Raw genomic sequence first — 26305 nt, 5'->3', positions numbered from 1 at the left:
ATATTTCATGACCTTCAGCACCCTTTGTCGGATTTGGCAGGCGTCGCGCATGTACTTTGACTACACGCTTGCCCAGACCCATGCGAACACTGGCCTAAGCCCCCAGCTGCTCGATCGCCAGCGCTGCGCCACCCAGGGCCGCCAGGGTGTCGGTGATCAAGGCACTCGGGATGCCGCGCAGATAGGACTCAAAGCGCCCCTTGGCCTCGAAACGCTGACGGAACTCGGAAGCAAAGAAGCGCTCGCCCAGGCGCGGCACGATGCCGCCACCGATGTAGACGCCGCCGCGCGCGCCGAGCGTGAGCGCCACATTGCCGGCAAAGCCACCCAGGAAGGCACAGAACTGATCCAGCGTGCGTGCGCACAACTCGTCCTGCGCCGCCACCCCGCGCTCGACGATCACCTCAGGGCTCAACGCCTGCAGCGGCGCCTGCCCAAGCAGGCGCGCCATCGCGCCATGCAGCAGCGGCAGGCCAATGCCCGACAGCAGGCGCTCGGCCGACACATGGGCGTACTGCTCGCGCACCAGCGCCAACAACTCACTCTCGAAGTTATTGGTGGCGGCCAGCGTGGCATGCCCGCCCTCACCCGGCAGCGCCACCCAGCCATGCGCCGTCTGCACCACGCCGGCAACACCCAGCCCGGTACCCGGGCCGATGACTGCCAGGCAACCGCTTGGCAGGGGCAGCTCACCATGGGCGCGCAATTGCGCGGCACGCAAGCCTGGCAGCGACAGCGCCAGCGCCTCGAAGTCGTTCAACACCAGCAAGGCCTCCAGCCCCAGCTCCGCCTGCAGCTGCTGGCGCGAGAACGCCCAGTGGCTGTTAGTGAAGTCCACCCAGTCACCGGTGACTGCGGTGGCCACAGCCAGCGCGGCGCGGCGCGGCCGAGTCGCCGGCACCCGGCCCGCCAGCCCGGCCAGATAGGCGCGCGCCGCCTCCGCCAGGCCGTGATGCGCCGGCACCGACAGGGCCTGCACATGCTGCACCCCCGCATCCGGGCCGGCCACCCAGCCAAAGCGGGCATTGGTGCCGCCCACATCGGCGACCAACCAGGGATAGGCCTGAGCGCTCGGGCTTGCGTTGTTCGACAGATGGGGCACGGTCATCAATTCCAGCGGCGTCTTGTGTACGGCCCGAAAGGTAGCAAAACTACATCCCCAACACAAGGGCTGAGCGAGAAATGCAGCCCCAGGCAGCTTCATCTCACGGGTTTTCACTGAAGAAAACGGCCTCTTCACCCCAAACCGCGCCAATATTTCGGCGCTCTCATCACCCGGCTCCATTGAATCCAATCTGTAGTCGCACTACATTTCCATGGCCTGCGCTGCCCGAACCGGCCCTGGGGCGAACCCTTTCGGCAGCACGGACGGGCGCGGCCATAATCACGCGCTCATGGCCCAGCGCCGTTCGCCCTCCAACGCCCGAGCCCGCGCATCACACTTTCATTCATGCTTGATTTCGACAGCCCCCGGTTGATCGCCGACATCGGCGGCACCTATGCCCGCTTCGCGCTGGAGACGGCGCCGGGCGAGTTCGGTCATATCTCATCGCTGCGCTGCGCCGACCACGCCGACTTCCACGCCGCAGTAAGCGCCTACCTGGGCAGCCTGCCGGCGGTGCGCATCGCCCATGCCGCCATCGCCATCGCCAACCCTGTGGAGGGCGACCAGGTACGCATGACCAACTACCACTGGGAGTTCTCGATCGAGGACATGCGCCAGCGCCTCGGCCTGGACACCCTGGTGGTGGTGAATGACTTCACCGCACTGGCGATGGCGCTGCCGCGCCTGCGTGGCAGCGAGCTGCGCCAGGTGGGCGGCGGCGAAGCGCGCCCCAACAGCGTGATCGGCATCCTCGGCTCGGGCTCGGGCCTGGGCGTGTCGGGCCTGATACCGGCCGGCGACGGCTGGATTGCGCTGGGCACCGAGGGTGGTCACACCAGCTTCTCGCCGCGCGACGAGCGCGAGATCGCGCTGCTGCGCCATGCCTGGAAGGAGTTCGAGCATGTCTCGTTCGAGCGCCTGCTCTCCGGCCCCGGCCTGGAGCTGATGTACCGCGCCATGGCCGACTATCTGCAGGCGCCCGCGCAGGAGCTGCATGCGCCCGACATCACCCAACGCGCGCTGGACGCCAGCGACCCGGTGTGCGTGCAGACCCTGGAGCTGTTCTGCGCACTCTTGGGCACGGCCGCGGCCAACCTCGCGGTGACGCTGGGCGCCCTGGGCGGCATCTATATCGGCGGCGGCATCGTGCCGCGCCTGGGCGAGTATTTCGACCGTTCGCAGTTCCGCGCCCGTTTCGAGCAAAAGGGCCGCTTCAGCGCCTATGTGGCGCAGATCCCGACCTTTGTGATCACCGCCGAGCATGCCACCTTCAAGGGCGCCTCGGCGATCCTGCAGGCGCAGTTGCGCAGCCTCGAGCAAGCGCCGGGCTCGGCCATCCTGGAGCAGATCCGGCGCGCCCGCAGCGAGCTCTCGCCGGCCGAGCTGCGCGTGGCCGAGCATGTCCTGGCGCATCCGCGCAAGGCGCTCAACGACCCGATCGCCGAGATCGCGCGCGCCGCGGCGGTGAGCCAGCCCACCGTGATCCGCTTCTGCCGCTCGCTCGGCTGCGAGGGTCTGTCTGACTTCAAGCTGCGCCTGGCCTCGGGCCTCACCGGCACGGTGCCGCTCACGCACACCCAGGTCACCAACGACGACAGCATGATCGAGCTGGGCGCCAAGGTGCTGGGCAATACCGCCTCGGCGATCCTGCAGGTGCGCAGCCAGCTGAACCGCGACATGATTGACCGCGCCATCGAGCTGCTGGTGCACGCGCCGCGCGTGGAGTTCTTCGCCGTCGGCCATTACGGCGTGGTAGCGCAGGATGCGCAGTTCAAGTTCCTGCGCTTCGGCATCTCCAGCGGCGCCTACACCGATCCGCGCCTGCAGCTGCTGGCCGCGCAGACGCTCAAGCCCAAGGACGTGGCGGTCATCATCAGCAGCAGCGGCAAGCTGCCCGAACTGATGGCGGTGGCCGAGGCGGCACGCGAACGCGGTGCCGCCATCCTGGCCATCACCGCCAGCCAGTCGCCACTGGCGCGCAAGGCCGATGCGGCCCTGATCGTCGACCATGTGGAAGACGTCTCCACCCATCTGCCCATGGTCAGCCGCATCCTGCACCTGCTGGTGATCGACATCCTCACCGTGGGCGTGGCGATGCGCCGCAGCCCCGACGGCGTGGGCCTGCTGCTGAGCGGCTCGGCGCAGGCCGACCTGGATGAGCAGGATCCCACCCCCAGCCCGCAACGCGCACGCCGCGCCGCACCCGGCATCAGCCTGGCATCACCGCTGGCCAAGCTGACCTCGCACAGCCGCTGAACGCGCAAACATCCGGTTCACGCATGGCGTTGAAGAGGCATTGCACAAGCGGAATGCACTGCCGCAGGGCCGGGTTGATATTGCTGCTCGCGGCGAGCTGCGCCGCCGCGGCCCCCAGGTCACCGCATGCAGCCCAAGGCGGTGCAGCCGCGCAAGTCCTGCGTGTTTGCTACAACGAAACCCTCGGGCCGGTGGACTCGACGCAGATTGGCTTTGCCATCATGCAGGCCGCCTCGCAACGCTGGAGCGGCTTGAAGCTGAGGTTTGAGGCCATGCCCTGGCTGCGTTGCCTGCGTGACGTCGCTGCGGGCGAACAAGACGCTGTGATGGGCGCCAGCATCACCGCGGAGCGTGCGTCCACCATGGTCTTTCCGGCCTTGGCCGACGGCAGCGAAGACCGCAGCAAACGCATGTACAGCCTTGGCTACGTGCTGCTGCGCCCGCGTGGCAGCAGTCTGAGCTGGGACGGCCAGCAATTCCGGAATCTGCAAGGGGCCCTGGGGGCCCAGCATGGCTATTCCATTGCCGAGCATGTGCGGGCCATGGGCCTGAAGGTTGACGACGGCGCCCTGACAGCTGCCGCCTTGCTGAAGAAGTTCGAACTCGGTCGCGTGGAGGGTCTGCTGATGAGTCAATCGCATATGGCGGGCCGCACCACGCCGCCCGAATGGCCCGAAGGGGCCGAGCTCGCCGGCCCACCCTTGCTGCAAAAGAACTATTTCCTCGCCTTCTCGAAGGCATTCATGCAGCAGTATGCGAGCCAAGCTCGGCAGCTCTGGCAGGCCGTGGAGCAAGCCCGCGACAGCGAAGACATGCGGCGCCGTTTCGTGCTCAACGACTGAGCGCTTGCGCCCTCATTGGCCGGGATCAAGGGCGGCGCAGTCCTAGGGAAAATGGTGGCTTTGTGCCGGTGGCCCGGTGCTAGCATGGCCCATCAATACTCTGGAGCCTGCGATGAGCGCTGCCATGGCCATGGATGTAGTTTTGAACTCGTTGCCCGACCGCAAGGCCATGCTGGAACAACTGGAGCAAGCCGCGACGCAGGCGCGCAGCAGTGGCAAGGCGCTCTCCCTGCTGACACTGGACCTGGACCATTTCAAGGCCTATCAGGACAGCCAGGGCAGCGAAGCCGCACAGGCGGCGTTGCTGAAATTGGCCCAGACCCTGGCCGCCCACACTCCCGCGGGCGCCACGCTGAGTCACCTTGGCGGCGACGAATTCGTGTTGCTGCTGCCTGGCCATGACGTGGTGGCGGCCTCGGCCGTGGCAGAGCAGCTGCGAGCCACCGTCGAGGCCACGTTTGCAGCTACCGAGAGCCCGGCGCGCCTGACCATCACCTTGGGCGTGGCCGCCAGCCCGGCCGGCAAGGACTGGAGCGCACGCAGCCTGCTCTCGCTGGCCGATGCGCGCATGACCTTTGCCAAGAAGCGCCTGCTGCCGCACCACAACCTGGTCTGGGCCGGCACCCTGCCCTCCGACTGGTACACACGCCTGGATGTGCAGGCTGGGGTGTGGCCGAGCGTCTGAGTCAGCGCTTGTGCGACAGGGCTTGACGCAGGCGCGCTAGCGCCAATGCGTCCAGGCGACCGGCCTGCTCGGCCAGGCTGAGCTGGCGCAGCGCCAACTGCCGATAAAAGTCCGCATGGCCCAGGGGCTGCAGCGCCTGCAGGTGGCCGGCCACCACGGCCGCATCGCCGCGCGAGATCGGGCCTGAGAGCGCACCCGCCAGGCCGCGCTGCTGTGCTGCCGCCAAGGTGCCGCACGAGAGCGGCAGCAAGGCCTGCAGCGCCTGCTCGGCCGGCAGGCCGGCCGCGGCCCAGACCTGGCAGGCCTCGTCCAGCAGTGAGAGCATAAAGCTGGCCGCCAGATTGGCCGCCGCGTGATAGGCCGCACGACTGCCAGCCGGCAAGCCGAAGGGCTTCATGCCCATGTCATGCGCGAGCCGATGCAGCAGCGCCCGCAAGCCTTCGTCCTCGGCCTCGATCGCCACGCTGGTGCCGGCCAGCAGGGCACGCGCGCTCTCGGGGTCGGAAAAGATCTGTAGCGGGTGAAAGCCGCCCGCCAGCGCGCCGGCGGCGCGCGCCGCGTCGAGTGCGTCCAGCGGCGTGGCGCCGCTGCAATGCACCACCATCTGGCCGCGCCGCCAGGGCAAGGCGGCCACCGTGTCGGCGATCGCGTCGTCGGGCGTGGTGATGAAGACCAACTCGGCCGTGGCCGCCGCCTGTGCCATCGGCAGTGCCTGGCAATCGGGCAGGCGCGCGGCCAGCGCCAGCGCCGTCTCGCTGCGCCGGCTGCCCACCGCCAGCACCGGCCAGCCCGCCGCGGCAAGCGCCGGTGCCAGGCATTGCGCCAGGCGGCCGGCCCCTATGAAGGCAATGCTTGATGTTGTTGTCATGGTGAACTCGCTTTCGCTGGCTGGCGGCGCGCCGAGGTTGCCCGGCCTCTTGCCACTACACTGATTCAGGCCCTGGTCATCGACTTGCATTCCATGCACCCGCCAAACCATTCAGCACGCTGGCGCCTTGGCCTACTGCTCGCCACCCTGTGCCTGCCTTCGCTGGGTTCGCATGCGCAGCCACCCATGCGCGTACTGCTCAATGACGTGGCGCCCTACACCATGCGCGCCGAAGCGGCCCTCTACGGCATGCATCATGACATCCTGCACCTGCTGGAGGACAAGCTGGGGCTCGCATTCGATGTCAACGTGGGCCCCTATGTGCGCCTGCCTGCATCCCTGGCGGATGGCAGCGCCGATATGGTGGTGGCGGTGGAGGGGCCGGATCTGGATGCCATCGGCAAGCGGGTGGCGCCGTTTCACGAATTCAAGTTCGTGGTGTTGAGCAAGAAGGCCTCTGCCATCGCTGGCGTGGCCGACTTGCGCGGCAAGCTGCTGGGTGTGGCGCGCGGAGCCTTCTACGCCGACAGCATCAACAACGACCCCGAGATCCGCAAGTTCGGCATCACCGACCCGTTCCAGGGCGTGCGCATGCTGGCACTGGACCGCCTGGACGCGGTGATCTCGTCGGACTATCTGCTCAGCCACGCGATGCGCCAGGCACGCGTGGTCACGGCCGACTTCGGCACGCCCTTCGTGGTCAACGAAAAGCGCTACACCCTCTACGCGCGCAAGGACCTGAGCGAGCAGGCGGTGCAGCGGATGCAGGCGGCCATGGAGGCGCTGCGCGCCTCCGGACGTATCGCCGAGGTATTGGCGCGCTACAAATAGCTGGCCTGACGTTTACTCAGAACGCCGCGATGCCCGTCATCGCGCGGCCCAGGATCAGCGCATGGATATCGTGCGTGCCCTCGTAGGTGTTCACCACTTCCAGGTTCACCAGATGGCGGGCGATGCCGAATTCATCGCTGATGCCGTTGCCGCCCAACATGTCGCGCGCCGTGCGGGCGATCTCCAGGCTCTTGCCGCAGCTGTTGCGCTTCATGATGGAGGTGATCTCCACCGCCGCCGTGCCTTCGTCCTTCATGCGACCCAGGCGCAGGCAACCCTGCAGGCCCAGGGTGATCTCGGTCTGCATATCGGCCAGCTTCTTCTGCACCAACTGGTTCGCGGCCAGCGGCTTGCCGAACTGCTTGCGGTCCAGCACATATTGGCGGGCCTTGTGCCAGCAATCCTCGGCCGCACCCAGGGCGCCCCAGGCGATGCCGTAGCGCGCGCTGTTCAGGCAGGTGAACGGGCCCTTCAGGCCGCGCACCTCGGGGAAGGCGTTCTCCTCGGGGCAGAACACCTCGTCCATCACGATCTCGCCGGTGATGGAGGCGCGCAGGCCCACCTTGCCGTGGATGGCGGGGGCGCTCAAGCCCTTCCAGCCCTTTTCCAAGACAAAACCCCGAATTTGTCCAACGCCGTTGGCGTCGGACTCCTTCGCCCAGACCACGAAAACATCAGCGATGGGGCTGTTGGTAATCCACATCTTGGAACCCGACAGGCTGTAGCCACCCGCCACCTTCTTGGCGCGCGTGACCATGGAGCCGGGGTCGGAGCCATGGTTGGGCTCGGTCAGGCCGAAGCAGCCTATCCACTCGCCGCTGGCGAGCTTGGGCAGGTATTTCTGCTTGGTGGCCTCGTTGCCGAATTCATTGATGGGCACCATCACCAGCGAGCTCTGCACGCTCATCATCGAACGGTAGCCCGAGTCCACGCGCTCGACCTCGCGGGCGATCAGGCCGTAGGCCACGTAGTTGAGGCCGGGGCCGCCGTACTCGGGGGCGATGGTGGGGCCCAGCAGGCCGATCGCGCCCATCTCGCGGAAGATCTCCGCATCGGTGCGCTCATGGCGGAAGGCCTCCAGCACGCGCGGCGCCAGACGCTCCTGGCAGTAGGCGGCGGCGGCGTCGCGCACCATGCGCTCGTCGTCGCTGAGCTGCTCGTTCAGCAGCAGCGGGTCGTCCCAATGGAAGCTTGCCTTGCTGGCCATGATGTTCGTCTCCTGTGAGGTCTGCCCTGCACCAGGGCTTGGCCCGGTGCTCGTCTGCGCGCCAGTATTCCCCGCGCGACGATTCGTGTCCAATACTCTCTAACCATTCAACGATAGGCAAGGAATATGGTCACCTCCGCCGCTGCCGCCGCCCTGTCCCGCGTGGAACTGCGCCATCTGCGCTACTTCCTGGCCCTTGCCGAGGAGCTGCATTTCGGCCGAGCGGCGCAGCGCCTGGCGATGTCGCAGCCGCCACTGTCGGTGGCGCTGCAGCAGCTCGAAGCGGTGGTGGGCGCGCGCCTGCTGGACCGCGACAGCAAGGGCGTGCGCCTGACGCCAGCGGGCGCAAGCTTTCGCAGCAGCGCCCAGGCCCTGCTGGGGCGCTTCGAGGACGCCTGCGCCCAGGCCCGCGAGGTGCAGGCCGGCGAGGTGGGCCGGCTGCGCCTGGGCTTCGTCGGCTCCACCCTCTTCCATGGCCTGCCGGCCTGGCTGCAGGCCTTCCAGGCCTCGCATCCGCGCGTGGAGGTGGTGGTGATCGAGCTGAACTCGCAGGACCAGATCCAGGCCTTGCTGCAGGAGGAGCTGGATCTGGCCCTGCTGCACACCGACCGCCTGCCGCAGGCTCTGGCCTGCGAGGCGCTCTATGACGAGCCCTTCCTGGCCTGCCTGCCGGCGACGCATGCGGCCGCGGCCAGGCGCCGCGTGGCGCTGGCCAGTCTCAGCGAGCAGCCCTTCATCCTGTTCTCGCGCCGCGGCTCGCCCGACTATCACGCCCGCATCATCGAGATGTGCCGCCAGCAGGGCTTCTACCCACGCCTGCAGCACGAGGGCCGGCATTGGCTCTCGGTGGTGTCGCTGGTGGCGCGCGGCCTGGGCGTGTCCATCGTGCCGGCGGCCTTCAAGGACGCCGGCATCCAGGGCGCGGTGTTCAAGCCGCTGGCCGAGACCATCGAACGCAGCCGCGTCTTTGCGGCCTGGCGGCAGAACTCGGCACCGGCGCTGCGGGAGGCGTTTCTGGCGGCCAGGCGTGGCGGCTGAAGCTGGGGCGGCCCGCGGTCGTGGCAGCGCCCTGTCCAGTCTTGCTTTGCGCCGGCAGTGCCGCAGGCTAGCATCGCATGGTCGCCCCTGTCGGCGTCGTCGAATTGACGGCGCCGCCTGGCGCAACGCGAAAGGTGGGCCATGTCGTTCAAGCGAACTGCCGTTAGCTTTCTTTTCTCGCTGCTGATCGCTGCCTGCGCAGTCAGCCCAGAGGTTCCAGGCGAAGCGGCCCGCCGTGCGCTCGCGCCGACGGGGGCGCTCCGCGTCGGGCTCATCAGCGTTCCGGTCCACGCCATTCGTCACCCCTACTCCGGTGAGTTGAGGGGCGTGTCGCATGACTTGGGGCGGGAACTCGCCGCGCGTCTGGGTGTGGCCTACCAGCCCATCGTGTATCCCAATCCAAAGGCGTACCTGGCGGCAGGCCAAGCGGGGGAATGGGACGTCGGCTCCCTGGGGGTGATGCAGGAACGTCAGTCCCTGTTTGACTTTGCTCAGCCACACCTCGTGGTTGAATACGGCTACCTCGTGCCGGCAGGAACAGGCATCGGATCGCTCAGCGAGGTCGACCGTCAGGGTGTACGTCTGGCGCTCGTGGCGAGCAGCTCCTCCGACCTCGCTCTCACCGGAACGGTTATGCACGCTTCGATCGTTCGCGGTCGCGACTTGTCGGCCTTGATCGAGTTGCTCAGGCAGGGCGATGCCGACGTCATAGGCGCCCAGAAGACGAACCTGTACGACATCGCTCCGCGCATCCCTGGATCGCTGGTGCTGGACGGACGCCCCGGCACGGAGGAACAGGCGCTGTCGATCCCGAAGGGCCGCGATCCGGCCGGCCTGGCCTACCTCCGGGCATTCGTGGACGAGGCAAAGAAGCGCGGGCTGGTTCAGCGCGCGATCGAGGGGGCCGGCGTTCGCGGCGTGCTCGTTGCACCTTGACAAGGTTCGGCCTGCCAATGTGAAACGGCGGCTCAGCCCCCCGCCTTGCGAAACGCCATCGGCGCACGCCCCAGCAGGCGCTGGAAGGAACGCCGCATGCGCTCGGTGTTGCCAAAACCCGCGGCCGCGGCGATGCGCTGTACCGAGGGCTGGCCCGCCTCCAGCGCCACGCGGGCGGACTCGACCCGCAGCCGCTCCACCACCTGGGCAGGCGTGGCGCCGGTCTCGGCGCGGAAGCAGCGCGCAAAGTGGCGCGGGCTCATGCACATGCGCTCGGCCAGCTGCTCGACGCGGTGTTCCAGGCCGATGTTGAGCCGGATGTAGTCCAGCAGCTCGCCAAAGCGCCCCTCGGCCTGGCGCAGCTCAAGCAGGGGCGAGAACTGCGACTGTCCGCCGGGCCGGCGGCGCTCCACGACCAGCTGACGCGCGGCCTCGCGCGCCACCTCTTCGCCGCAGTCATGCGCCACCAGGGCCAGGCAGAGGTCGATGCCGGCCGTCATGCCGGCACTGGTCCAGAGCTCGGGCCGCACCTTCGCGTGGCCATGCGCGGCGGGCTCGCGCACATAGATGCGATCCGGCTGCAGGCGCACCGAGGGGAACTCGCTCGCGAACTGGCGGCTGCGTGACCAATGCGTGGTGGCGCTGCGCTGGTCCAGCAGACCAGCGGCCGCCAACAGCAGGCTGCCGCTGCATATGCTGGCGATGCGCGCGCCGCGCTGGGCGGCGCGCTGCAGCCAACGCAGCAGCTGCGCGTCACGGCAGGCAGTGTCCACGCCGTCACCACCGATCGCCATCACCAGATCGACATTGCCGCATGAGCGCGGCAGCGACTGAACGGGCCAGTCCACGCCCGCCGAGCTGCGCACGCTGCCCGCCTTGCTCGCCGCCAAACGCCAGCTGTAGCTGCCCGGCCGCTGCAGGCGCGCCAGCTCGAACACGGCCATGGGCCCCGCCAGGTCCAGCTGCTGAAAGCCGGGGAACAAGAGGAACACGATGCGACAGCCCATGGCGCATTCTGCCAGCCCTGGCTGCCGCCACCTTGGCAGAAAAGGTGGGAACAGCGTCATGGCTGCCAAGGCCTGCTTTGCGCACACTGCGGGCCTGCCGCCTACCGCCCCGCAGTGCAAACGCAAAGGACAGCCCGAGCCATGACAGCCATCGACCAAGCCCTCATCACCATCACCGCACGCCCCGAGATCGTGTTCGCCGAAGGCCAGGGCAGCTGGCTGCGCGATGAAAACGGCAAGCGCTACCTGGACCTGGTACAGGGCTGGGCCGTCAACAGTCTCGGCCACAGCCCGGCCGTGGTGGCGCAGGCCTTGGCAGCGCAGGCCCAGCGCCTGCTCAATCCCAGCCCGGCTTTCTACAGCCGGCCCATGCTGGAGCTGGCGCAACGGCTCACCGAGCTGAGCTGTTTTGACCGCGTGTTCCTGGCCAACACCGGCGCCGAGGCCAACGAGGGCGCGGTCAAGCTGGCGCGGCGCTGGGGCCGCAAGATGCGCGGCGGCGCGCACCAGATCATCGGCTTCGAGCAAGGCTTTCATGGCCGCACCCTGGCCATGATGAGCGCCTCGGGCAAGCCGGGCTGGGACCAGATCTATGCGCCCATGCCGGGCGGCTTTGCCAAGGCCAGGCTCAACGACATCGAGTCGGTCGCGCGCGCCATCACGCCCGACAGCGTCGCCGTGATGATCGAGTTCGTGCAGGGCGAGGCCGGGGTGAATCTCGCCGATCCCGGCTTTGTGCGGGAGCTGCGCGCACTCTGCAGCGAGCGCCAGCTGCTGCTGATCGCCGACGAAGTGCAGACCGGCATAGGCCGCTGCGGCCAGGCCTTTGCCTACGAGCTGTTCGATATCGAACCGGACCTGATGACGCTGGCCAAGGGCCTGGGCGGCGGCGTGCCGCTGTCCGCGCTGCTTTGCAGGGAGCGGCTGAACTGCTTCGAGCCGGGCGACCAGGGCGGCACCTTTTGCGGCAATCCGCTGATGGCCGCGGTGGGCCTGGCGGTGGTGGGCGAGGTCTGCCGGCCCGACTTCCTCGCCCAGGTCCGGGAGTCCGCCGCCTATCTGGCCGAAGGGCTGCGGCACATCGTGCGCGAGCATGGCCTGGTCGCCGAGCGCGGCGCCGGCCTGTTGCGCGCGCTGGAGCTGCCGGTCGAGAGGGCCGACGCGGTGGTGGCCGCGGCGCGTGAGCTGAGCCCGGTCGGGCTCTTGATCAACGCGCCGCGCCCGCATCTGCTGCGCCTCATGCCGGCCTTGAACATCGCCCGCGGCGAGATCGACGCGGCGCTGGAGCTGCTCAGGGCGGCCTTGCGCCTGGCGCTGGACTAGGACCAGCGCGGCGGCTTGGGATGCAGGCGCGCCATCGCCAGGGTATCCACATAGGCACCGTCGCGCAGCGCATAGGCCTTCATGCGCCCCTCCTGCACAAAGCCGAAGCGCTCGTACAGGCGGATGGCGCGGGCGTTGTCGGCGTAGACGGTCAGCTCGACGCGCAAGACCTGGCCCCAGTTGTCGGCAAAGTCCAGCAGGGCCTGCAGGATGGCGCTGCCGACACCCTGGCCTTGGGCGTCACGCGCCACCGCGATGCCCAGGGCCATGACATGGCGCCGGCGCAGGGCCGCGCCCACCGAGTGCAAACCAGCGCTGGCCACCAGCCTGCCCTCGGCATTGAGCGCCACCAGCTGCAGATCCGCCTTGCCCGGCGCGGCGCCGTCCTGCAGGCGATGCGTCCACTGCTCTTGCGTCGGGTACGGAGTCTGCAGCAGTGCGCCAAACACCTCGGGATGGCTCATCAGTTCGGCAAACCCGGCGGCATCGCTGACTTGGGCGCGGCGGATGGTGATCTGCATTTGTCTCTGGCTCCTGGTGTTGCGGGGTTGAAGGAAATATGGAAAGGCCTTCAGCCCAGCACCGCCGTGACCTCGATCTCCACCTTGGCGCGGTCTTCCATCAGCGCCGCCACCTGCACCGCGCTCATCGCCACGCCGAACTCGCGGCCCATCACCTCGCGGTAGGCCTGGCCCACCTCGCGGCCACGCGCCTGGTACTCGTGCTTGTCGATCACATACCAGGTCATGCGCGTCATATGCTCGGGCCCGGCGCCGGCCTCGGCCAGCACCGTCTTAATGTTCACCAGCGTCTGGCGCACCTGGTCGACGAAATCGTCGCTCTCGAACTGGCATTGGCCGTTCCAGCCGATCTGGCCGGCCACGAAGACCTGCCGCCCGGATGCGGCGACGCCATTGGCATAGCCGCGCGGGGTGGCCCAGCCGACGGGTTGAAGAACGATCTTGTTGTTGTCAGTCATGATTCAGGGCTCCTTGGGCGCACTCGCAAGGCACAGCTCCAATGCGGCGCGCAGGTCATCGGGAAAGGTTTGGGGCAGGTGGCTGTGCAGCGAGGTGCACACCAGCACCTGGTGAAAGGCGACGCGCTCGTCGCCGCCGGCGCCGGCAAAGCGGATGTCCAGCGTCAGCGAGGTGCGGCCCAGCTTGCGGATGGTGACGGTCTGGGTCAGCAGATCGCCCATGCGGCTGACGCGCTTGAACTCGGTGTTCAGCTGCACGGTGGGCATGCCCACGCGGCGCGGGCCCAGCAGCTCCGCATAGTCGATGCCCAGGCCCTGCGTGAACCAGTCTTCCACGCAGGCGTTGAGCATCTCGAAATAGCGCGGGTAGAAGACGATGCCGGCCGGGTCGCAATGGCCGAAGCGCACCAGTTCCTGTCGTTGGTAGCTCATGCTTGTTCAGACTCCGAGATAACGCTGCCAGAGCGTGTGATCGGCATCCAGCGCCGTGGAGTCGCCGCTCCACACCACCCGGCCGCGTTCGACGATATGGTGCTGGTCGGCCAGCGCGATCAGGCGCTTCACATATTTGTCCACCACCAGAATGGTCTGCCCGGCCTCGCGCAGGGTGCGCAGGCAGCGCCAGATCTCCTCGCGTATCAGCGGCGCCAGGCCTTCGGTGGCCTCGTCCAGCACCAGCAGGTGCGGGTTGGTGACGAGGGCGCGGCCGATCGCGAGCATCTGCTGCTCGCCGCCGGAGAGCTGGTTGCCCATATTGGCGCTGCGCTCCTTGAGGCGCGGGAACAGCGCATAGACGCGCTCCAGATCCCAGGGCTCGCGGGCCGCGCAGCGGTTGCCGGCAAAGGCCTCGAGGTTCTCGCGCACGCTCAGGTTCGGAAAAATCTGCCGGCCCTCGGGCACGATGGCCAGCCCCAGGCGCGCGATGCGGTCGGCACTCCAACCGGTGACGTCCGCGCCGGCAAAGCGGATGCGCCCGCCCCTGGGCGCGAGCCAGCCGGTCAGGCATTTCAAGAGGCTGCTCTTGCCCATGCCATTGCGGCCCAAGAGCGTCACCACCTCGCCCTGGCGGATGCGCAAATCAATGCCGAACAGCACCTGGCTGCTGCCATAGGCGGCCTCCAGGCCATCGATCTCAAGCACGGCGCTCATAGATTCTCCAACTCGTCACCGAGGTAGGCGCGTCTGACCTCGGGATGCTCGCGGATCTCGTCCGGGCTGCCGGTGGCGATGATGCGGCCGAACACCAGGGTGGAGATGCGATCGGCGAGCTTGAACACCGCGGCCATATCGTGCTCCACCAGCAGCAGCGTGTGCTTCTCGCGCAGCAGCTGCAGCAGCTCCACCATGCGCTCGGATTCGTCCGGCCCCATGCCGGCCATGGGCTCGTCCAGCAGCAGCAGGCGCGGCTCGGCCGCCAGCGCCAGGCCCAGCTCCAGCTGGCGCTGCTCGCCATGACCCAGGCTGCCGGCGGCGCGGTCCAGCTGGGCGGTCAGGCCCACGCGCTGGGCCAGGGCCTCGGCGCGCGCATGCGCCACATGGTCGCGGCAAGCCACGCGCCAGGCGCTGCGCTGGCCGCCCTGGCGCGCCAGCACCGCCAGCAGCAGGTTGTCCAGCACGCTATAGCGCTTGAAGATGCTGGTGATCTGGTAGGAGCGCACCAGGCCGGCGCGCACATGGCTGTCGACGCTCGCCAGGGTCAGGTCTTGCCCGGCGAACAGCACCCGGCCGGCGTCGGGCCTGAGCGCGCCCGAGATCTGGTGGATCAGCGTGGTCTTGCCGGCGCCGTTGGGGCCGATCAGCGCATGCACCTCGCCGCGGCGCACCTCGAAGCTGGCATGGTCGGTGGCGGCCAGCGCGCCAAAGCGCTTCACCAGGCCCTGCACTTCCAGCAACTCAGCCATGGCGCACCCTTCTGTGGATAAGGCCAGTGAGCCCCTGCGGCGCAAACAGCACCACCGCCAGCAAGAGCAGGCCCAGCGCCATCTGCCAATGCAGGGTATAGCCCGAGAGCAGTTCCTCCAGCAACAGCAGCACCACCGCGCCCAAGGCGCCACCCCACAGCGCACCGGCGCCGCCGATGATGACCATGATCATCAGCTGACCGGATTGCGACCAATGCATCAGGTGCGGCGTCACCAGCCCGTTCAGATTCACCAGCAGCGCGCCGGCCAGGCCGGCGATCGCGCCTGCCAGCACGAAGGCCTGCCATTGCAGCGCAAACACGCGCGTGCCCACCGCCGCCATGCGGGTCTCGTTTTCCTTGACGCCCTGCAGCAGCCAGCCAAAGGGCGAGTTCAGGAGGCGCTGCACGCCCGCCATCACCAGGGCGGCCAGCAGCAGCACGGTGAAGTAAAAGCTCTGGTCGTTCTTCAGGTCCAGGCCAAGCAGGGCCGAACGCTGCGGCAGCGGCAGGCCGTCGTCGCCGCCATAGGCCTTCAGCGAGACCATCAGGTAATAGAACATCTGGGCAAAGGCCAGCGTGATCATGATGAAGTAGACGCCGCGCGTGCGCAGGCTCACCGCACCGATCAGCGCCGCTGCGATGGCGCTCACCGCCATCGCGGCCGGCCAGGCGATCCAGGCGCTCGTCACGCCCGCGTCCATCAGGATGCCCACGGTGTAGGCGCCCAGGCCCACAAAGGCCGCATGGCCAAAGCTCACCATGCCGCCAAAGCCCAGGATCAGATTCAGGCTGGTGGCGGCCATCGCGAAGATCAGCACGCGCGTGGCCACGCCGGTGTAGAACTCCCAGCCCAGCGCCCCGAGCGCAAAGGGCAAGGCGGCCAGCGCCAGCAGCAGGGCCGGCGCGCCCCAGGGGCCAAGGCCGGCGTGGTGCAAGGATGCTGAAGACGAACTGCTATGACTCATGCATCAACCCCTGGCCGGGAACAGGCCTTGCGGTTTCCAAAAGAGGACGGCCGCCATCAGCACATAGATCAGGATGGAGGCCAGCGCCGGGCCCAGGTTGGAGGCCACCTCGGGCGTGGCCAGCTGGCGCATCACGGCGGGCAGCAGGGTGCGGCTGAGCGTGTCCACCAGGCCCACCAGCAGGGCGCCCACCAGGGCGCCGCGGATCGAGCCGATGCCACCGATCACGATCACCACAAAGGCCAGAATCAGGATGCTCTCACCCATGCCCACCTGCACCGCCAGCAAGGGCCCCAGCAGCGCACCGGCCAGCGCACACAGCGCCGCACCGAAGCCGAACACCAGGGTGAAGAGGCGCTTGATATCGACGCCCATGGCGGTGGCCATGGCGCGGTTCGAGGCGCCGGCGCGCACCCACATGCCGATGCGGGTGCGCGTCACCAGCAGGAACAGCAGCATGGCCACGGCCAGGCCCACGCCAATGATGAGCAGGCGGTAGGCCGGGTACATCAGCCCCGGCAACAGCTCCACCGGGCCCGAGAGCGCGGCCGGCGTGTTGAGCATCAGCGGCTGCTCGCCCCAGATCATGCGCACGCCCTCGTTGCTGATCAGGATCAGTGCAAAGGTGGCCAGCACCTGGCTGAGGTGGTCGCGCTGGTAGAGGCGGCGCAACAGCGCCAGCTCCAGCAGCATGCCCAGCAGCGCGGTGCCCAGCACCGCGGCCGCCACGGCCAGCACAAAAGACCCCGTCGCCAGCGCCGTGGCGGCGGCCAGATAGGCCCCCACCATGTAGAGCGAGCCATGGGCCAGGTTGATCATGTCCATGATGCCGAACACGAGCGTGAGCCCGGCCGCCAAGAGGAACAGCATCAGCCCGAACTGCAGGCCGTTCAAGGCCTGCTCGGCAACGAGGATCCAGTCCATGGCGCGCTTCTTCTTCCGCTCACTTCATCTTGCAGGAAGCGGCGTAGGCATCCGCATGGCTGGTGAAAATCTTGCCCAGGGTCTTGTTGGTGACGCGGCCCTGCGCGTCCTTGCCGATCACGCGCAGGTAGTAGTCCTGGATCGGGTACTGGTTGTTGTTGAACTTGAAGGGGCCGCGCACCGATTCGAACCTGGCCGCCTTGAGCGCCTTCAGCAGCGCGTCCTTGTCCTCGATCTTGCCCTTCACGTCGCGCACCGCGGCGCTGATCAGCTGCGCCGCGTCATAGCCCTGGCTGGCATAGAGCGAGGGCAGGCGCTTGTACTCGGCCTGGAAGTCCGCCACGAACTTCTTGTTGGCGGCGTTGTCCATGTCGTGCGCCCAATGCGAGCTGTTGAACATGCCCAGCATGGGCTCGCCCACCGCCTTGATGACATCCTCATCGGCAGAGAAGCCGGGGCCGAACAGGGTGATGTCCTTGGACAGGCCGGCGCCGACGAACTGCTTGATGAAGTTGATGCCCATGCCGCCGGGCAGGAAGATGTACATCGCGTCGGGCTTGGCGGCGCGCGCCTGGGCCAGCTCGGCGGCATAGTCCAGCTGGCCGAGCTTGGTGTAGATCTCCTCCGCCACCACCGCATTCGGCCCCTTGTAGAAGCGCTTGAAGCCGCTGATGGCGTCCTTGCCGGCGGGGTAGTTGGGCGCCAGCACCACCACCTTCTTGAAGCCCTTGTCCAGCACCGTCTTGCCCACCGCCTCGTGCAGGTTGTCGTTCTGCCAGGCGACGTTGAAGAAGAAGGGGTTGCACTGCTCGCCCGCGTATTGCGAGGGGCCGGCATTGGCGCTGATATAGGGCGTCTTGCTGTCAAACACGCCCTGGCCCACCGCCAGCATGATGTTGGAGAACACGATGCCGGTCATGAAATCGACCTTGTCGCGCTTGAGCAGACGGTCGGTGGTCTGCTTGGCCACATCGGGGTTCTGCTGGTCGTCGGCCGTGATCACCTCGGCGGGCAGGCCGCCGAGCTTGCCGCCCTGGGCCTTCAGCGCCAGGTTGAAACCGTCGCGTATGTCCACGCCCAGGCCGGCGCCGGGACCCGAGAGCGTGCTGAGCATGCCCACCTTGACCTTGTCGGCGGCATGAGCCGCTTGTTGAGCCGCCAGCAGCGCCACGGCGGCGCAAAGCATCGTCCTCGTCTTGGTCATCGTCTTGGTCTCCTGAAGGGTCAGATGGATTGCTTCAACTTGAAACGTTGCAGCTTGCCCGTCTCGGTGCGCGGCAGGCTGGCGCGGAACTCTATCGCACGGGGGTATTTGTAGGGCGCCACCGTCGCCTTGACGAAGTCCTGCAGGGTCTTGACCATGGCCGCGTCCTCCGCATGGCCGGGGCGCAGCACCACGAAGGCCTTGACGATCTGGCCGCGCTCCTCGTCGGCCACGCCAATCACGCCGCATTCGGCCACCGCCGGGTGCGCCAGCAGCGCCGCCTCCACCTCGGGGCCGGCGATGTTGTAGCCGCCGGAGATGATCATGTCGTCGGTGCGCGCCTGGTAGACGAAATAGCCGTCGGCGTCGATCAGATAGGCGTCGCCGGTGAGGTTCCAGCCCTTCATCACATAGCCGCGCTGGCGCTCGTCGGCCAGGTAGCGGCAACCGGTCGGTCCCTTGACTGCCAGCTTGCCCACCTGGCCGGCCGGCAAGACCTGACCCTCGTCGCTCATCACGCAGGCCTGGTAGCCCGGCACAGGCTTGCCGGTGGCGCCCGGGCGGGCCTCGTCTTCGGTGTGCGAGATGAAGATGTGCAGCATCTCGGTGGCGCCGATGCCGTCGATCATCTCGATGCCGGTGCTTTCCTTCCAGAGCTTGCGCGTGGCGGCCGGCAGGGCCTCGCCGGCGCTGACGCATTTGCGCAGGCTGGAGAGATCATGCTGGGGAACCTGCAAGTCGTTCGCCGGGCCGCTCCCAAGAACGACTTGGCCCCCTCGGGGGGCCGCCTGCGTACCCGCAGGCGAGGGGCCCAACATCCCCGCCATGGCTCGGTAGGCCGTCGGCGCGGTGAAGCAGACCGTCGCGCGGTACTGCGCGATGGCGGCCAGCAGCGCATCGGGCCCGGCCTTTTCCAGCAGCACGGTGGAGGCGCCCACGCTCATCGGGAACAGCAGCAGGCCGCCAAGCCCGAACGTGAAGGCAAGCGGCGGGCTGCCAATGAAGATGTCGTCGGCCACCGGCTTCAACACATGCGGCGGCCAGCAGGCACAGATAGCCATCACATCGCGATGGAAGTGCATGGTGCCTTTGGGCTGGCCGGTGGTGCCCGAGGTGAAGGCGATGATGCAGCAGTCGTCCGCCGCGGTGTCGACGTTGCGGAAGTCCGAAGGTTTGGCGGCGGCGCGCGCCTCGATGCCGCCCGCGGCCTCGCTCATGTAATGCCCCACGGTCTTGAGCACCGGGCATTGCGCCTGCGCCAGGCTGAGCTCTTCGGCCAGACGCGCATCGCACAGCGCATGGCTGACCTGCGCCTTGTCTATCACCTGGGCGAGTTCCTTGGCGCGCAGCAGCGGCATGGTGGCCACCGCGATCGCGCCCACCTTCATGATGGCGAACCAGCAGGCCGCCATCATCGGCGTGTTGGCGCCGCGCAGGAGCACGCGGTTGCCGGGCTGCACGCCCAGCTCATCGACCAGCACATGGGCGATGCGGTTGGCCTGGGCCTGCAGATCGGCATAGCTCCAGCGCAGGCCCGGGCCCTGCATGCACAGGCGATCGCCCTGCCCCTCGGCCACCCAGCGGTCCAGCAGTTCGCTGGCACAGTTCAGGCGCGCGGGGAATTGCAGCTCGGGCAACTCGAAGACCAGCTCGGGCCATTGCTCGCGTGGCGGCAGGTTGTCGCGCGCAAAGGTATCGACATGTGCGGTGGTGCTCATGATTGTTTCTAGCCGTTCTTCAACAGGTCTCGACCGATGATCAGCTGCTGTACCTCGCTGGCGCCCTCGTAGATGCGCAGCGCGCGGATCTCGCGGTAGAGCGACTCGACCATCTCGCCGCTCTTCACGCCACGGCCGCCGAACAGCTGCACCGCGGCGTCGATGACGCGCTGTGCGCCCTCGGTGGCCATCAGCTTGGCCATGGCGGCCTCGCGCGTGACGTTCTGGCCCTGGTCGCGCTGCCAGGCGGCGCGGTAGACCAGGAGTGCCGAGCTGTCCACCGTGCAGGCCATATCGGCCAGCTTGGCCTGGGTGAGCGGCAGGTCGGCCAGGGTGGCGCCGAACATCCTTCTTTCCCTGGCCTGCTGCAGGCCTTCCTGCAGCGCACGCCGCGCAAAGCCCAGCGAGGCCGCGGCCACCGAGGTGCGGAACACATCCAGGGTGCGCATCGCCAGCTTGAAGCCCTCGCCCGGCGCGCCAATCATCTGGCTCTTGGCCACGCGGCAATTCGTGAACTTCAGGCGCGCCAGCGGATGCGGCGCGATCACCTCAATGCGTTCGGCGATCTCGAAACCCGGCAGCCCGGCATCCACGATGAAGGCGCTAATGCCGCGCGAACCCGCAGCCTCGCCCGTGCGGGCAAACAGCACATAAAAATCCGCGATGCCGCCGTTGGAGATCCAGGTCTTCTCGCCATTCAGCACATAGGCGTCACCGTCCTCCACCGCGCTGCACTGCATCGCCGCCACGTCGGAGCCGGCCTCGGGCTCGGACAAGGCAAAGGCCGCCAGGGCCTCGCCGCGCGCCACGCGCGGCAGATAGCGTTCGCGCTGTGCCGGGGTGCCGGCCAGCGAGATCGCGCCCGAGCCCAGGCCCTGCATCGCAAAGGCGAAATCGGCCAGGCCGTTGTAACGCGCCAGGGTCTCGCGCAGCAGGCAGATGGCGCGGGTGTCTATGCTGTCGGCCGCGCCGCCGAGTTGCACGCCGGCAATCGCATGCTTGAGCCAGCCCGCCTGGCCCAGCGCCTTGACCAGGCTGCGGCATTCGGCATCCACATCGGTGCCATGGCCGGCGTGCAGATATTGCGCGCACCAGGCGTCCAACTCATCGGCGAGCCGGCGATGCTTGTCGTCGAAGAACGGCCATTCGAGATGCGTGAGATGCACGATCAGTCTCCTTCGAAGACGGGCTTTTGCTTCGCTACGAACGCGTGATACGCGCGATGGAAATCCTGCGTCATCATGCAGATCGCCTGGGCCTGGGCCTCGGACTCGATCGCCTCGTCCACGCTCATGGACCATTCCTGGTGCAGCATCTTCTTGGTCATGGCGTGGCCGAACGTGGGGCCAGCAGCAATTTCCTGCGCCCATTGCAGGGCCGTGGCTTCCAAGGCATCGGGCTCGGCCAGGCGGTTGTGAAAGCCCCATTGCAAGGCCTCCTCGCCGCCCAGCGAACGGCCCGAGTACAGCAGGTCCGAGGCACGGCCCTGGCCGACGATGCGCGGCAGGATGGCGCAGGCGCCCATATCGCAGCCGGCCAGGCCCACGCGGGTGAACAAGAAGGCCAGCTTGGAGCGCGCGGTGCCGACGCGCAGGTCGGCGGCCATCGCCATGATGGCGCCGGCGCCGGCACACACGCCGTCGATCGCCGCCACGATGGGCTGCGGGCAGGCGCGCATGGCCTTGACCAGATCGCCGGTCATGCGGGTAAAGGCCAAGAGGTCCGGCATCGTCATCTGGGTCAGCGGGCCGATGATCTCGTGGACATCGCCACCCGAGCAGAAGTTGCCGCCGGCGCCCTGCACCACCAGGGTCTTGACCTCGTCCGCATAGCAGAGCGCACGGAACAGATCGCGCAGCTCGGCGTAGGAGTCGAAGGTCAGGGGATTCTTGCGCTCCGGGCGGTTCAGCGTGATCACGCCCACGCCGCCCTCCTGGCGCCAGAGGAAATGCGCGGGCTGGTAGCCGGCCAGGCTGCGGCGGTTGCCGCCGGCCAGATGGGCGTCTATGGGTCGGCTCATGCTGCGGTCTTCCTTTTTCTGGCTTGCTTGGGGGCGATGGCCGGAGCGGTCTCCAGCGTGCCCAGGTGTTGCTTGAGGTCGGCCAGCAGGGCATAGACCTGGGCCTTCTGCTCGGGCGCCCAGCCGCCCAACAGCTCGACGATCCAGCCCTCGTGGGTGGCCGCCATCTTCTTGAACTGGCGCCGCCCGGCGGGCGTGAGCCTGACGCTGAAGGAGCGCCGGTCGCTCGGGTGCGGCACGCGCAGCACCAGGCCTTCGGCCTCCAGCTGGTCGGTGATGCCGGTGATATTGCCGCCGGTGACCATCAGGCGCTGCGAAAGCTCGCGCATCGCCAGGCCATCGGGGTGGCGCTCCAGCTGGGCCAGCAGGTCGAAGCGCGGCAGCGTGGTGGCGAAATCCTGGCTCAGGCGCTTGCGGATCTGGCCCTCGATGCGGGTGGTGCAGGCCAGCAGGCGCAGCCAGAGCTTGAGCGCCTGGTGATCGTCGGCCACCACGCGCGACTCCAGGTCGGGACCCAGGCCTTCGATGGCGTCGAGCGCATTCATCATCATGACCATTCGCCTCCGCACACCGCAATCGCCTGGCCCGTGATCGCGCTGGCGCCGCGCGAGGATAACCAGGCCACCGTGTGCGCCACTTCCTCGGGCTGCACCAGGCGGCCCTGCGGATTGCCCGCGGCGAGCTGCTGGCGCGCGGCCTCGGCCGTGCGGCCGGTCTTGGCGACGATGTTGGCCACCGCCTGCTCGACGATCTCGGTCTCGGTATAGCCGGGGCAGACCGCATTCACGGTCACGCCCTGCTTGGCCATTTCCAGCGCCAGCGCGCGCGTCAGGCCCAGCACCCCATGCTTGGCGGCGCAATAGGCCGATACATAGGCATAACCCTTCAGTGAGGCGGTGCTGGCCACATTGATGATGCGGCCAAAGCCGCGCTCGGCCATGCCCGCCACCACCTGCTGGGTGCACAAAAAGGTGCCGGTGAGGTTGACCTGCAGCATCTGCTGCCACTGTGCCAGCGAGGTCTTCACAAAGGGCGCGGTCTGCGCCTGGCCGGCGTTGTTGACCAGGATGTCCAGCGGCCCCAGTTCCGATTGCGCGCTCTCGAAAGCCGTCTTGACGGAGGCCTCGTCGGCGACGTCACAGCGCTCGACGGCAAGCTCGCCAAGTGCCGCCAGCCGTTCTCGCTGCGCCTCCAGCCTGGCGAGATCCCGCCCCATCAGCGTGACGCGGGCACCGCGCTGCGCGAGCTCGCGCGCCACCGCCGCACCTATGCCCGAGCCGCCACCCGTCACCACCGCATGCAGGCCTTGCAGCTCGCTGTTCATGACTGGGCCTTCGCACGCGCGAACAGGCTCTCCATCTGCGGCTTGGCCGAGCGGTACTGCTTGGGCCAGGCGAGCTCGGTGAAGCCGATCTTGGCCGCCTCGGTGAGCGTCCAGGCCGGGTTGGCCAGGTGCGGGCGGGCCACGGCGCAGAGGTCGGCGCGGCCGGCGGCGATGATGGAGTTCACATGGTCGGCCTCGCTGATCGCGCCCACCGCGATGGTGGGGATGCCGGCCTCCTGGCGCACGCGGTCGGCAAACGGGGTCTGGAACATGCGACCGAAGCTGACTTTTTCCTGCTTGCTGACCTGGCCCGATGAGCAGTCGATCAGGTCGGCGCCCGCCGCCTTGAAGGCCTTGGCAATCTGCACCGCGTCGGCCGGGGTGATGCCACCCTCCACCCAGTCATGCGCCGAGATGCGCACCGACATCGGCAGCTTCTCCGGCCAGGCGGCGCGCACCGCGGCAAACACCTCCAGCGGATAGCTCAGGCGGTTTTCCAGGCTGCCGCCGTACTCGTCCGCGCGCTGGTTGGTGAGCGGCGAGATGAAGGACGAGAGCAGGTAGCCGTGCGCGCAATGCAGCTCCAGCCAGTCGAAGCCGGCCGCGGCGGCGCGCTGCGTGGCGGCCACGAAATCGGCCTTTACACGGTCCATATCGGCGCGCGTCATGGCCCGCGAGGTCTGGCTCACGCCCTCCAGGTATTGCTGCGGCGAGGCGCTGATCAGCGGCCAGTTTGCCTCGGCATCTGGCAGCGGCCGGTCTATGCCCTCCCAGGCCAGGCGGGTCGAGCCCTTGGCGCCGGCATGGCCCAGCTGCACCGCCATCCTGGCATCGCTGTTGGCATGGACCCAGGCCACGATGCGCTGCCAGGCCTGGCCCTGCTGGTCGTTCCACAGGCCCGGGCAGCCGGGGGTGATGCGCGCATCGGGGCTGACGCAGGTCATCTCGGCAAACACCAGGCCGGCGCCGCCCATGGCGCGCGCGCCCAGGTGCACCAGGTGGTAGTCGCCGGCGATGCCGTCCACCGCCGAGTACTGCGCCATCGGCGAGACCACGACGCGATTCTTCAGCGTCACCGAGCGCAGCGTGTAGGGCGTGAACATGGGCGGGATGGCCGGCTGGGCCGGGTCGCGCTCCAGGCCGGCGCGCGCGGCAAACCAGCGCTCGTAGCCCTCCAGCCAGGCCTTGTCGCGCAGGCGCAGGTTCTCGTGGCTGATGCGCTGGCTGCGCGTCAGCATCGAGTACATGAATTGCTCGGGTTCCAGCTGGTCGCAGTAGCGCAGGCCGCAGACCTCGAACCACTCCATCGCGTTCCAGGCCGCGTTCTGCAGGCGCAGGGTCTCGATGCGGCGCGCCGCCTGGTAGTCGGCCAGCACCTGCGGGATGTGTGCCGCGTCGTCGCCCTGCTGCTTGAACAGCCGCGTCAGCTCGATTGCATCCTCGATCGCCAGCTTGGTGCCCGAGCCGATGGCGAAATGCGCCGTGTGCACCGCATCCCCCATCAGCACCACATGGCTGCCATGCTTGTTCTGCAGCGACCATTGCTCGCACACCACGCGCTGGAAGTTCAGCCAGGCCGAGCCGCGCAGATGGCGCGCATTCGTCATCAGCCTGGCGCCCTGCAGGTTCTTGGCGAAAAGCTGCTCGCAAAACGCGATCGACTGCTCCTGGTCGGCACGGTCCAGGCCATGGGCCAGCCAGACATGCTCGGGGCATTCGACGATGAAGGTGGTGGTCTGCTCGTCGAATTTGTAGACATGGGCCTGGAACCAGCCATGCTCGGTCTTCTCGAACAGGAAGTTGAAGGCGTCGTAGTTCTTGTGCGTGCCCAGCCAGATATAGCGGTTCGGGCGCGTCACGATGTCGGGCTTGAAGACTTGCTCGTAGCGGCCGCGGATGCGCGAGTTGATGCCGTCGCTGGCGATGATGAGGTCGGAGTCGGCGTAGTCCTCGTCGGACTGCGCGTCGCACTCGAACACCAGCTTCACGCCCAGCGCCTCGCAGCGCGCCTGCAGGATGTTGAGCAGCTTCTTGCGGCCTATGCCCACGAAGCCATGGCCGCCCGAGCGGATCGCACGGCCCTTGAAGTGCAGCTCGATATCGTCCCAGTGGTTGAAGGCCTCCTGGATCTCTGCGGCGGTCTCGGCGTCCCACTCGCGCATATTGTCCATGGTGGCATCGGAGAACACCACGCCCCAGCCAAAGGTGTCATAGGGCTTGTTGCGCTCGACCACGGTGATCTCGTGCGCCGGGTTGAGCTTCTTCATCAGCAAGCCGAAATACAGGCCAGCGGGCCCTCCGCCAATGCAGGTGATACGCATGATCCACAACCTTGCTTTTTGCTGAGCTTGCGGTTAACTTTAGGCCTAGATCGTTTAGGTGTCAATTAACTTGAAAACATGCCAGACTAGGGACATTCCCGCAGTCGCAGCGCGCGGCGAGCGGGGCTTTCCAGCCACCGCGTTTCCTGTTGGAATTAACCGACACCACGCCGCCGCAAGCCTTGATAAGGTGCGCGCCGATCGAAGGAATCCCGATGAATAAACGACTCTGGGACATCTCCCCGCTGGTCAGCCCCGAGGCGCCCATCTTCCCCGGTGACGAGCCCTATGCGCTGCGCTGGACCGCACGCCTCTCGCCCGGCTGCCCGGTGAACCTGAGCGCCGTCACCATGTCTCCGCATGTGGGCGCGCATGCCGATGCGCCGCTGCACTATGCCGAGGGCGAGGCCGCGGTCGCCGAGCTGGACCTGCATCCCTATCTGGGCCCCTGCCGCGTCATCCACGCGATCGGCTGCGGGCCGCTGATCCGCATCGAGCACCTGCAGCATGCGCTAGCCGCCGCGCCCCTGCCCGAGCGCGTGCTGGTGCGCTGCTGCGAGCGCGCCGATACGGTGTGGAACCCCGACTTCACCGCCTATGCGCCCGAGACCGTGGCCTGGCTGGCCGCGCAGGGCGTCAGGCTGATCGGCCTGGACACGCCCTCGGTGGACCCGGCCAGCAGCAAGAGCCTTGACAGCCACCAGCAGCTGCTGCGCCTGAAGCTGCGCGTGCTGGAGAACCTGGTGCTCGACGAGGTGCCCGAAGGCGACTACGAACTCATCGCCCTGCCGCTCAAGCTGGCCGGGGCCTGTGCATCACCCGTGCGCGCCGTGCTGCGCGAACTCTGAA

The 26305-nt window shown here is 67.8% G+C and carries 26 protein-coding genes; 8 read left to right on the top strand and 18 right to left on the bottom strand.

The window, feature by feature from the left end:
• Positions 1–94: 94 nt before the first annotated feature.
• Positions 95–1108 carry a glucokinase gene (gene glk / locus WG898_RS06245; protein WP_339601897.1) on the bottom strand — a complete coding sequence of 338 codons (1014 nt, stop codon included), beginning with the start codon at positions 1106–1108 and terminating at the stop codon, positions 95–97.
• Positions 1109–1450: 342 nt separating this feature from the next.
• On the opposite strand from glk, the gene WG898_RS06240 reads away from it, so the two are divergent.
• From WG898_RS06240 to WG898_RS06230, 3 genes are all read left to right on the top strand, one after another.
• A complete protein-coding gene (locus tag WG898_RS06240) occupies positions 1451–3361 on the top strand; it encodes a glucokinase (protein ID WP_339601896.1) in 1911 nt (636 codons plus the stop codon).
• Positions 3362–3552: 191 nt separating this feature from the next.
• Complete coding sequence (locus WG898_RS06235) at positions 3553–4203, top strand: substrate-binding periplasmic protein (RefSeq protein ID WP_339601895.1); 651 nt, start codon at positions 3553–3555, stop codon at positions 4201–4203.
• Between the two features lie 112 nt (positions 4204–4315).
• Entirely contained in the window at positions 4316–4888 is a 573-nt protein-coding gene (locus WG898_RS06230) for a GGDEF domain-containing protein (RefSeq protein WP_339601894.1), read from the top strand.
• Between the two features lies 1 nt (position 4889).
• Here WG898_RS06230 and WG898_RS06225 read toward each other — a convergent pair whose 3' ends face one another.
• Positions 4890–5756: a Rossmann-like and DUF2520 domain-containing protein gene (locus tag WG898_RS06225; protein WP_339601893.1), complete on the bottom strand. Its 867-nt coding sequence runs from the start codon at positions 5754–5756 to the stop codon at positions 4890–4892.
• A gap of 186 nt (positions 5757–5942) precedes the next feature.
• Between WG898_RS06225 and WG898_RS06220 the strand changes: the two genes are divergently transcribed.
• Entirely contained in the window at positions 5943–6587 is a 645-nt protein-coding gene (locus tag WG898_RS06220) for a substrate-binding periplasmic protein (RefSeq protein ID WP_339601892.1), read from the top strand.
• A gap of 16 nt (positions 6588–6603) precedes the next feature.
• Here the strand turns inward: WG898_RS06220 and WG898_RS06215 are convergent, their stop codons facing one another.
• Positions 6604–7794 (bottom strand): acyl-CoA dehydrogenase, encoded by a 1191-nt coding sequence (locus tag WG898_RS06215; protein WP_339601891.1) that lies wholly within the window; start codon positions 7792–7794, stop codon positions 6604–6606.
• 126 nt (positions 7795–7920) lie between these two features.
• Between WG898_RS06215 and WG898_RS06210 the strand changes: the two genes are divergently transcribed.
• Entirely contained in the window at positions 7921–8832 is a 912-nt protein-coding gene (locus WG898_RS06210; protein WP_339601890.1) for a LysR substrate-binding domain-containing protein, read from the top strand.
• A gap of 141 nt (positions 8833–8973) precedes the next feature.
• Positions 8974–9768 (top strand): transporter substrate-binding domain-containing protein, encoded by a 795-nt coding sequence (locus tag WG898_RS06205; protein WP_339601889.1) that lies wholly within the window; start codon positions 8974–8976, stop codon positions 9766–9768.
• A gap of 32 nt (positions 9769–9800) precedes the next feature.
• Here the strand turns inward: WG898_RS06205 and WG898_RS06200 are convergent, their stop codons facing one another.
• Complete coding sequence (locus WG898_RS06200; protein ID WP_339601888.1) at positions 9801–10775, bottom strand: GlxA family transcriptional regulator; 975 nt, start codon at positions 10773–10775, stop codon at positions 9801–9803.
• A 141-nt stretch (positions 10776–10916) separates the two neighbouring features.
• Between WG898_RS06200 and WG898_RS06195 the strand changes: the two genes are divergently transcribed.
• On the top strand, positions 10917–12098 hold the full coding sequence (locus WG898_RS06195) for an acetylornithine transaminase (RefSeq protein WP_339601887.1): 1182 nt from the start codon (positions 10917–10919) through the stop codon (positions 12096–12098).
• Here the strand turns inward: WG898_RS06195 and WG898_RS06190 are convergent.
• The 14 genes from WG898_RS06190 to WG898_RS06125 are packed head-to-tail and all read right to left on the bottom strand — an operon-like array spanning position 12095 to position 25456.
• Positions 12095–12619, bottom strand: a complete 525-nt coding sequence (locus WG898_RS06190) for a GNAT family N-acetyltransferase (RefSeq protein WP_339601886.1) — start codon at positions 12617–12619, stop codon at positions 12095–12097. The two genes, WG898_RS06195 and WG898_RS06190, sit on opposite strands and share 4 nt — an antisense overlap.
• 50 nt (positions 12620–12669) lie before the next feature.
• Positions 12670–13077 (bottom strand): RidA family protein, encoded by a 408-nt coding sequence (locus tag WG898_RS06185; protein WP_339601885.1) that lies wholly within the window; start codon positions 13075–13077, stop codon positions 12670–12672.
• Positions 13078–13080: 3 nt separating this feature from the next.
• Entirely contained in the window at positions 13081–13509 is a 429-nt protein-coding gene (locus tag WG898_RS06180; protein ID WP_339601884.1) for an acyl-CoA thioesterase, read from the bottom strand.
• A gap of 6 nt (positions 13510–13515) precedes the next feature.
• Positions 13516–14226: an ABC transporter ATP-binding protein gene (locus WG898_RS06175; protein WP_444718914.1), complete on the bottom strand. Its 711-nt coding sequence runs from the start codon at positions 14224–14226 to the stop codon at positions 13516–13518.
• Positions 14223–14978 (bottom strand): ABC transporter ATP-binding protein, encoded by a 756-nt coding sequence (locus tag WG898_RS06170; protein ID WP_339601883.1) that lies wholly within the window; start codon positions 14976–14978, stop codon positions 14223–14225. Before WG898_RS06170 ends, WG898_RS06175 begins: the two co-directional genes overlap by 4 nt.
• Complete coding sequence (locus tag WG898_RS06165) at positions 14971–15945, bottom strand: branched-chain amino acid ABC transporter permease (protein ID WP_339601882.1); 975 nt, start codon at positions 15943–15945, stop codon at positions 14971–14973. The genes WG898_RS06170 and WG898_RS06165 overlap by 8 nt, the downstream gene beginning before the upstream one ends.
• A gap of 3 nt (positions 15946–15948) precedes the next feature.
• Positions 15949–16869: a branched-chain amino acid ABC transporter permease gene (locus WG898_RS06160; RefSeq protein WP_339601881.1), complete on the bottom strand. Its 921-nt coding sequence runs from the start codon at positions 16867–16869 to the stop codon at positions 15949–15951.
• Positions 16870–16888: 19 nt separating this feature from the next.
• Complete coding sequence (locus WG898_RS06155) at positions 16889–18073, bottom strand: ABC transporter substrate-binding protein (protein WP_444718913.1); 1185 nt, start codon at positions 18071–18073, stop codon at positions 16889–16891.
• A 20-nt stretch (positions 18074–18093) separates the two neighbouring features.
• Entirely contained in the window at positions 18094–19791 is a 1698-nt protein-coding gene (locus tag WG898_RS06150; protein ID WP_339601880.1) for an AMP-binding protein, read from the bottom strand.
• 8 nt (positions 19792–19799) lie between these two features.
• Positions 19800–20957 (bottom strand): acyl-CoA dehydrogenase family protein, encoded by a 1158-nt coding sequence (locus tag WG898_RS06145; RefSeq protein WP_444718912.1) that lies wholly within the window; start codon positions 20955–20957, stop codon positions 19800–19802.
• Between the two features lie 2 nt (positions 20958–20959).
• Complete coding sequence (locus WG898_RS06140) at positions 20960–21811, bottom strand: enoyl-CoA hydratase family protein (RefSeq protein WP_339601879.1); 852 nt, start codon at positions 21809–21811, stop codon at positions 20960–20962.
• Positions 21808–22362: a MarR family winged helix-turn-helix transcriptional regulator gene (locus WG898_RS06135; RefSeq protein WP_444718911.1), complete on the bottom strand. Its 555-nt coding sequence runs from the start codon at positions 22360–22362 to the stop codon at positions 21808–21810. The genes WG898_RS06140 and WG898_RS06135 overlap by 4 nt, the downstream gene beginning before the upstream one ends.
• Complete coding sequence (locus tag WG898_RS06130) at positions 22359–23135, bottom strand: SDR family NAD(P)-dependent oxidoreductase (RefSeq protein ID WP_339601878.1); 777 nt, start codon at positions 23133–23135, stop codon at positions 22359–22361. Before WG898_RS06130 ends, WG898_RS06135 begins: the two co-directional genes overlap by 4 nt.
• Complete coding sequence (locus WG898_RS06125) at positions 23132–25456, bottom strand: bifunctional salicylyl-CoA 5-hydroxylase/oxidoreductase (protein WP_339601877.1); 2325 nt, start codon at positions 25454–25456, stop codon at positions 23132–23134. Before WG898_RS06125 ends, WG898_RS06130 begins: the two co-directional genes overlap by 4 nt.
• 215 nt (positions 25457–25671) lie before the next feature.
• Between WG898_RS06125 and kynB the strand changes: the two genes are divergently transcribed.
• Positions 25672–26304, top strand: a complete 633-nt coding sequence (gene kynB / locus WG898_RS06120) for an arylformamidase (protein ID WP_339601876.1) — start codon at positions 25672–25674, stop codon at positions 26302–26304.
• Position 26305 lies beyond the last annotated feature (1 nt).

The sequence above is a fragment of the Paucibacter soli genome, assembly GCF_037482845.1.
GTDB lineage: Bacteria > Pseudomonadota > Gammaproteobacteria > Burkholderiales > Burkholderiaceae_C > Paucibacter_B > Paucibacter_B soli.
The sequence above is the reverse complement of the archived record's forward strand: the minus strand, read 5'-3'. Positions and strand labels throughout refer to the sequence as shown.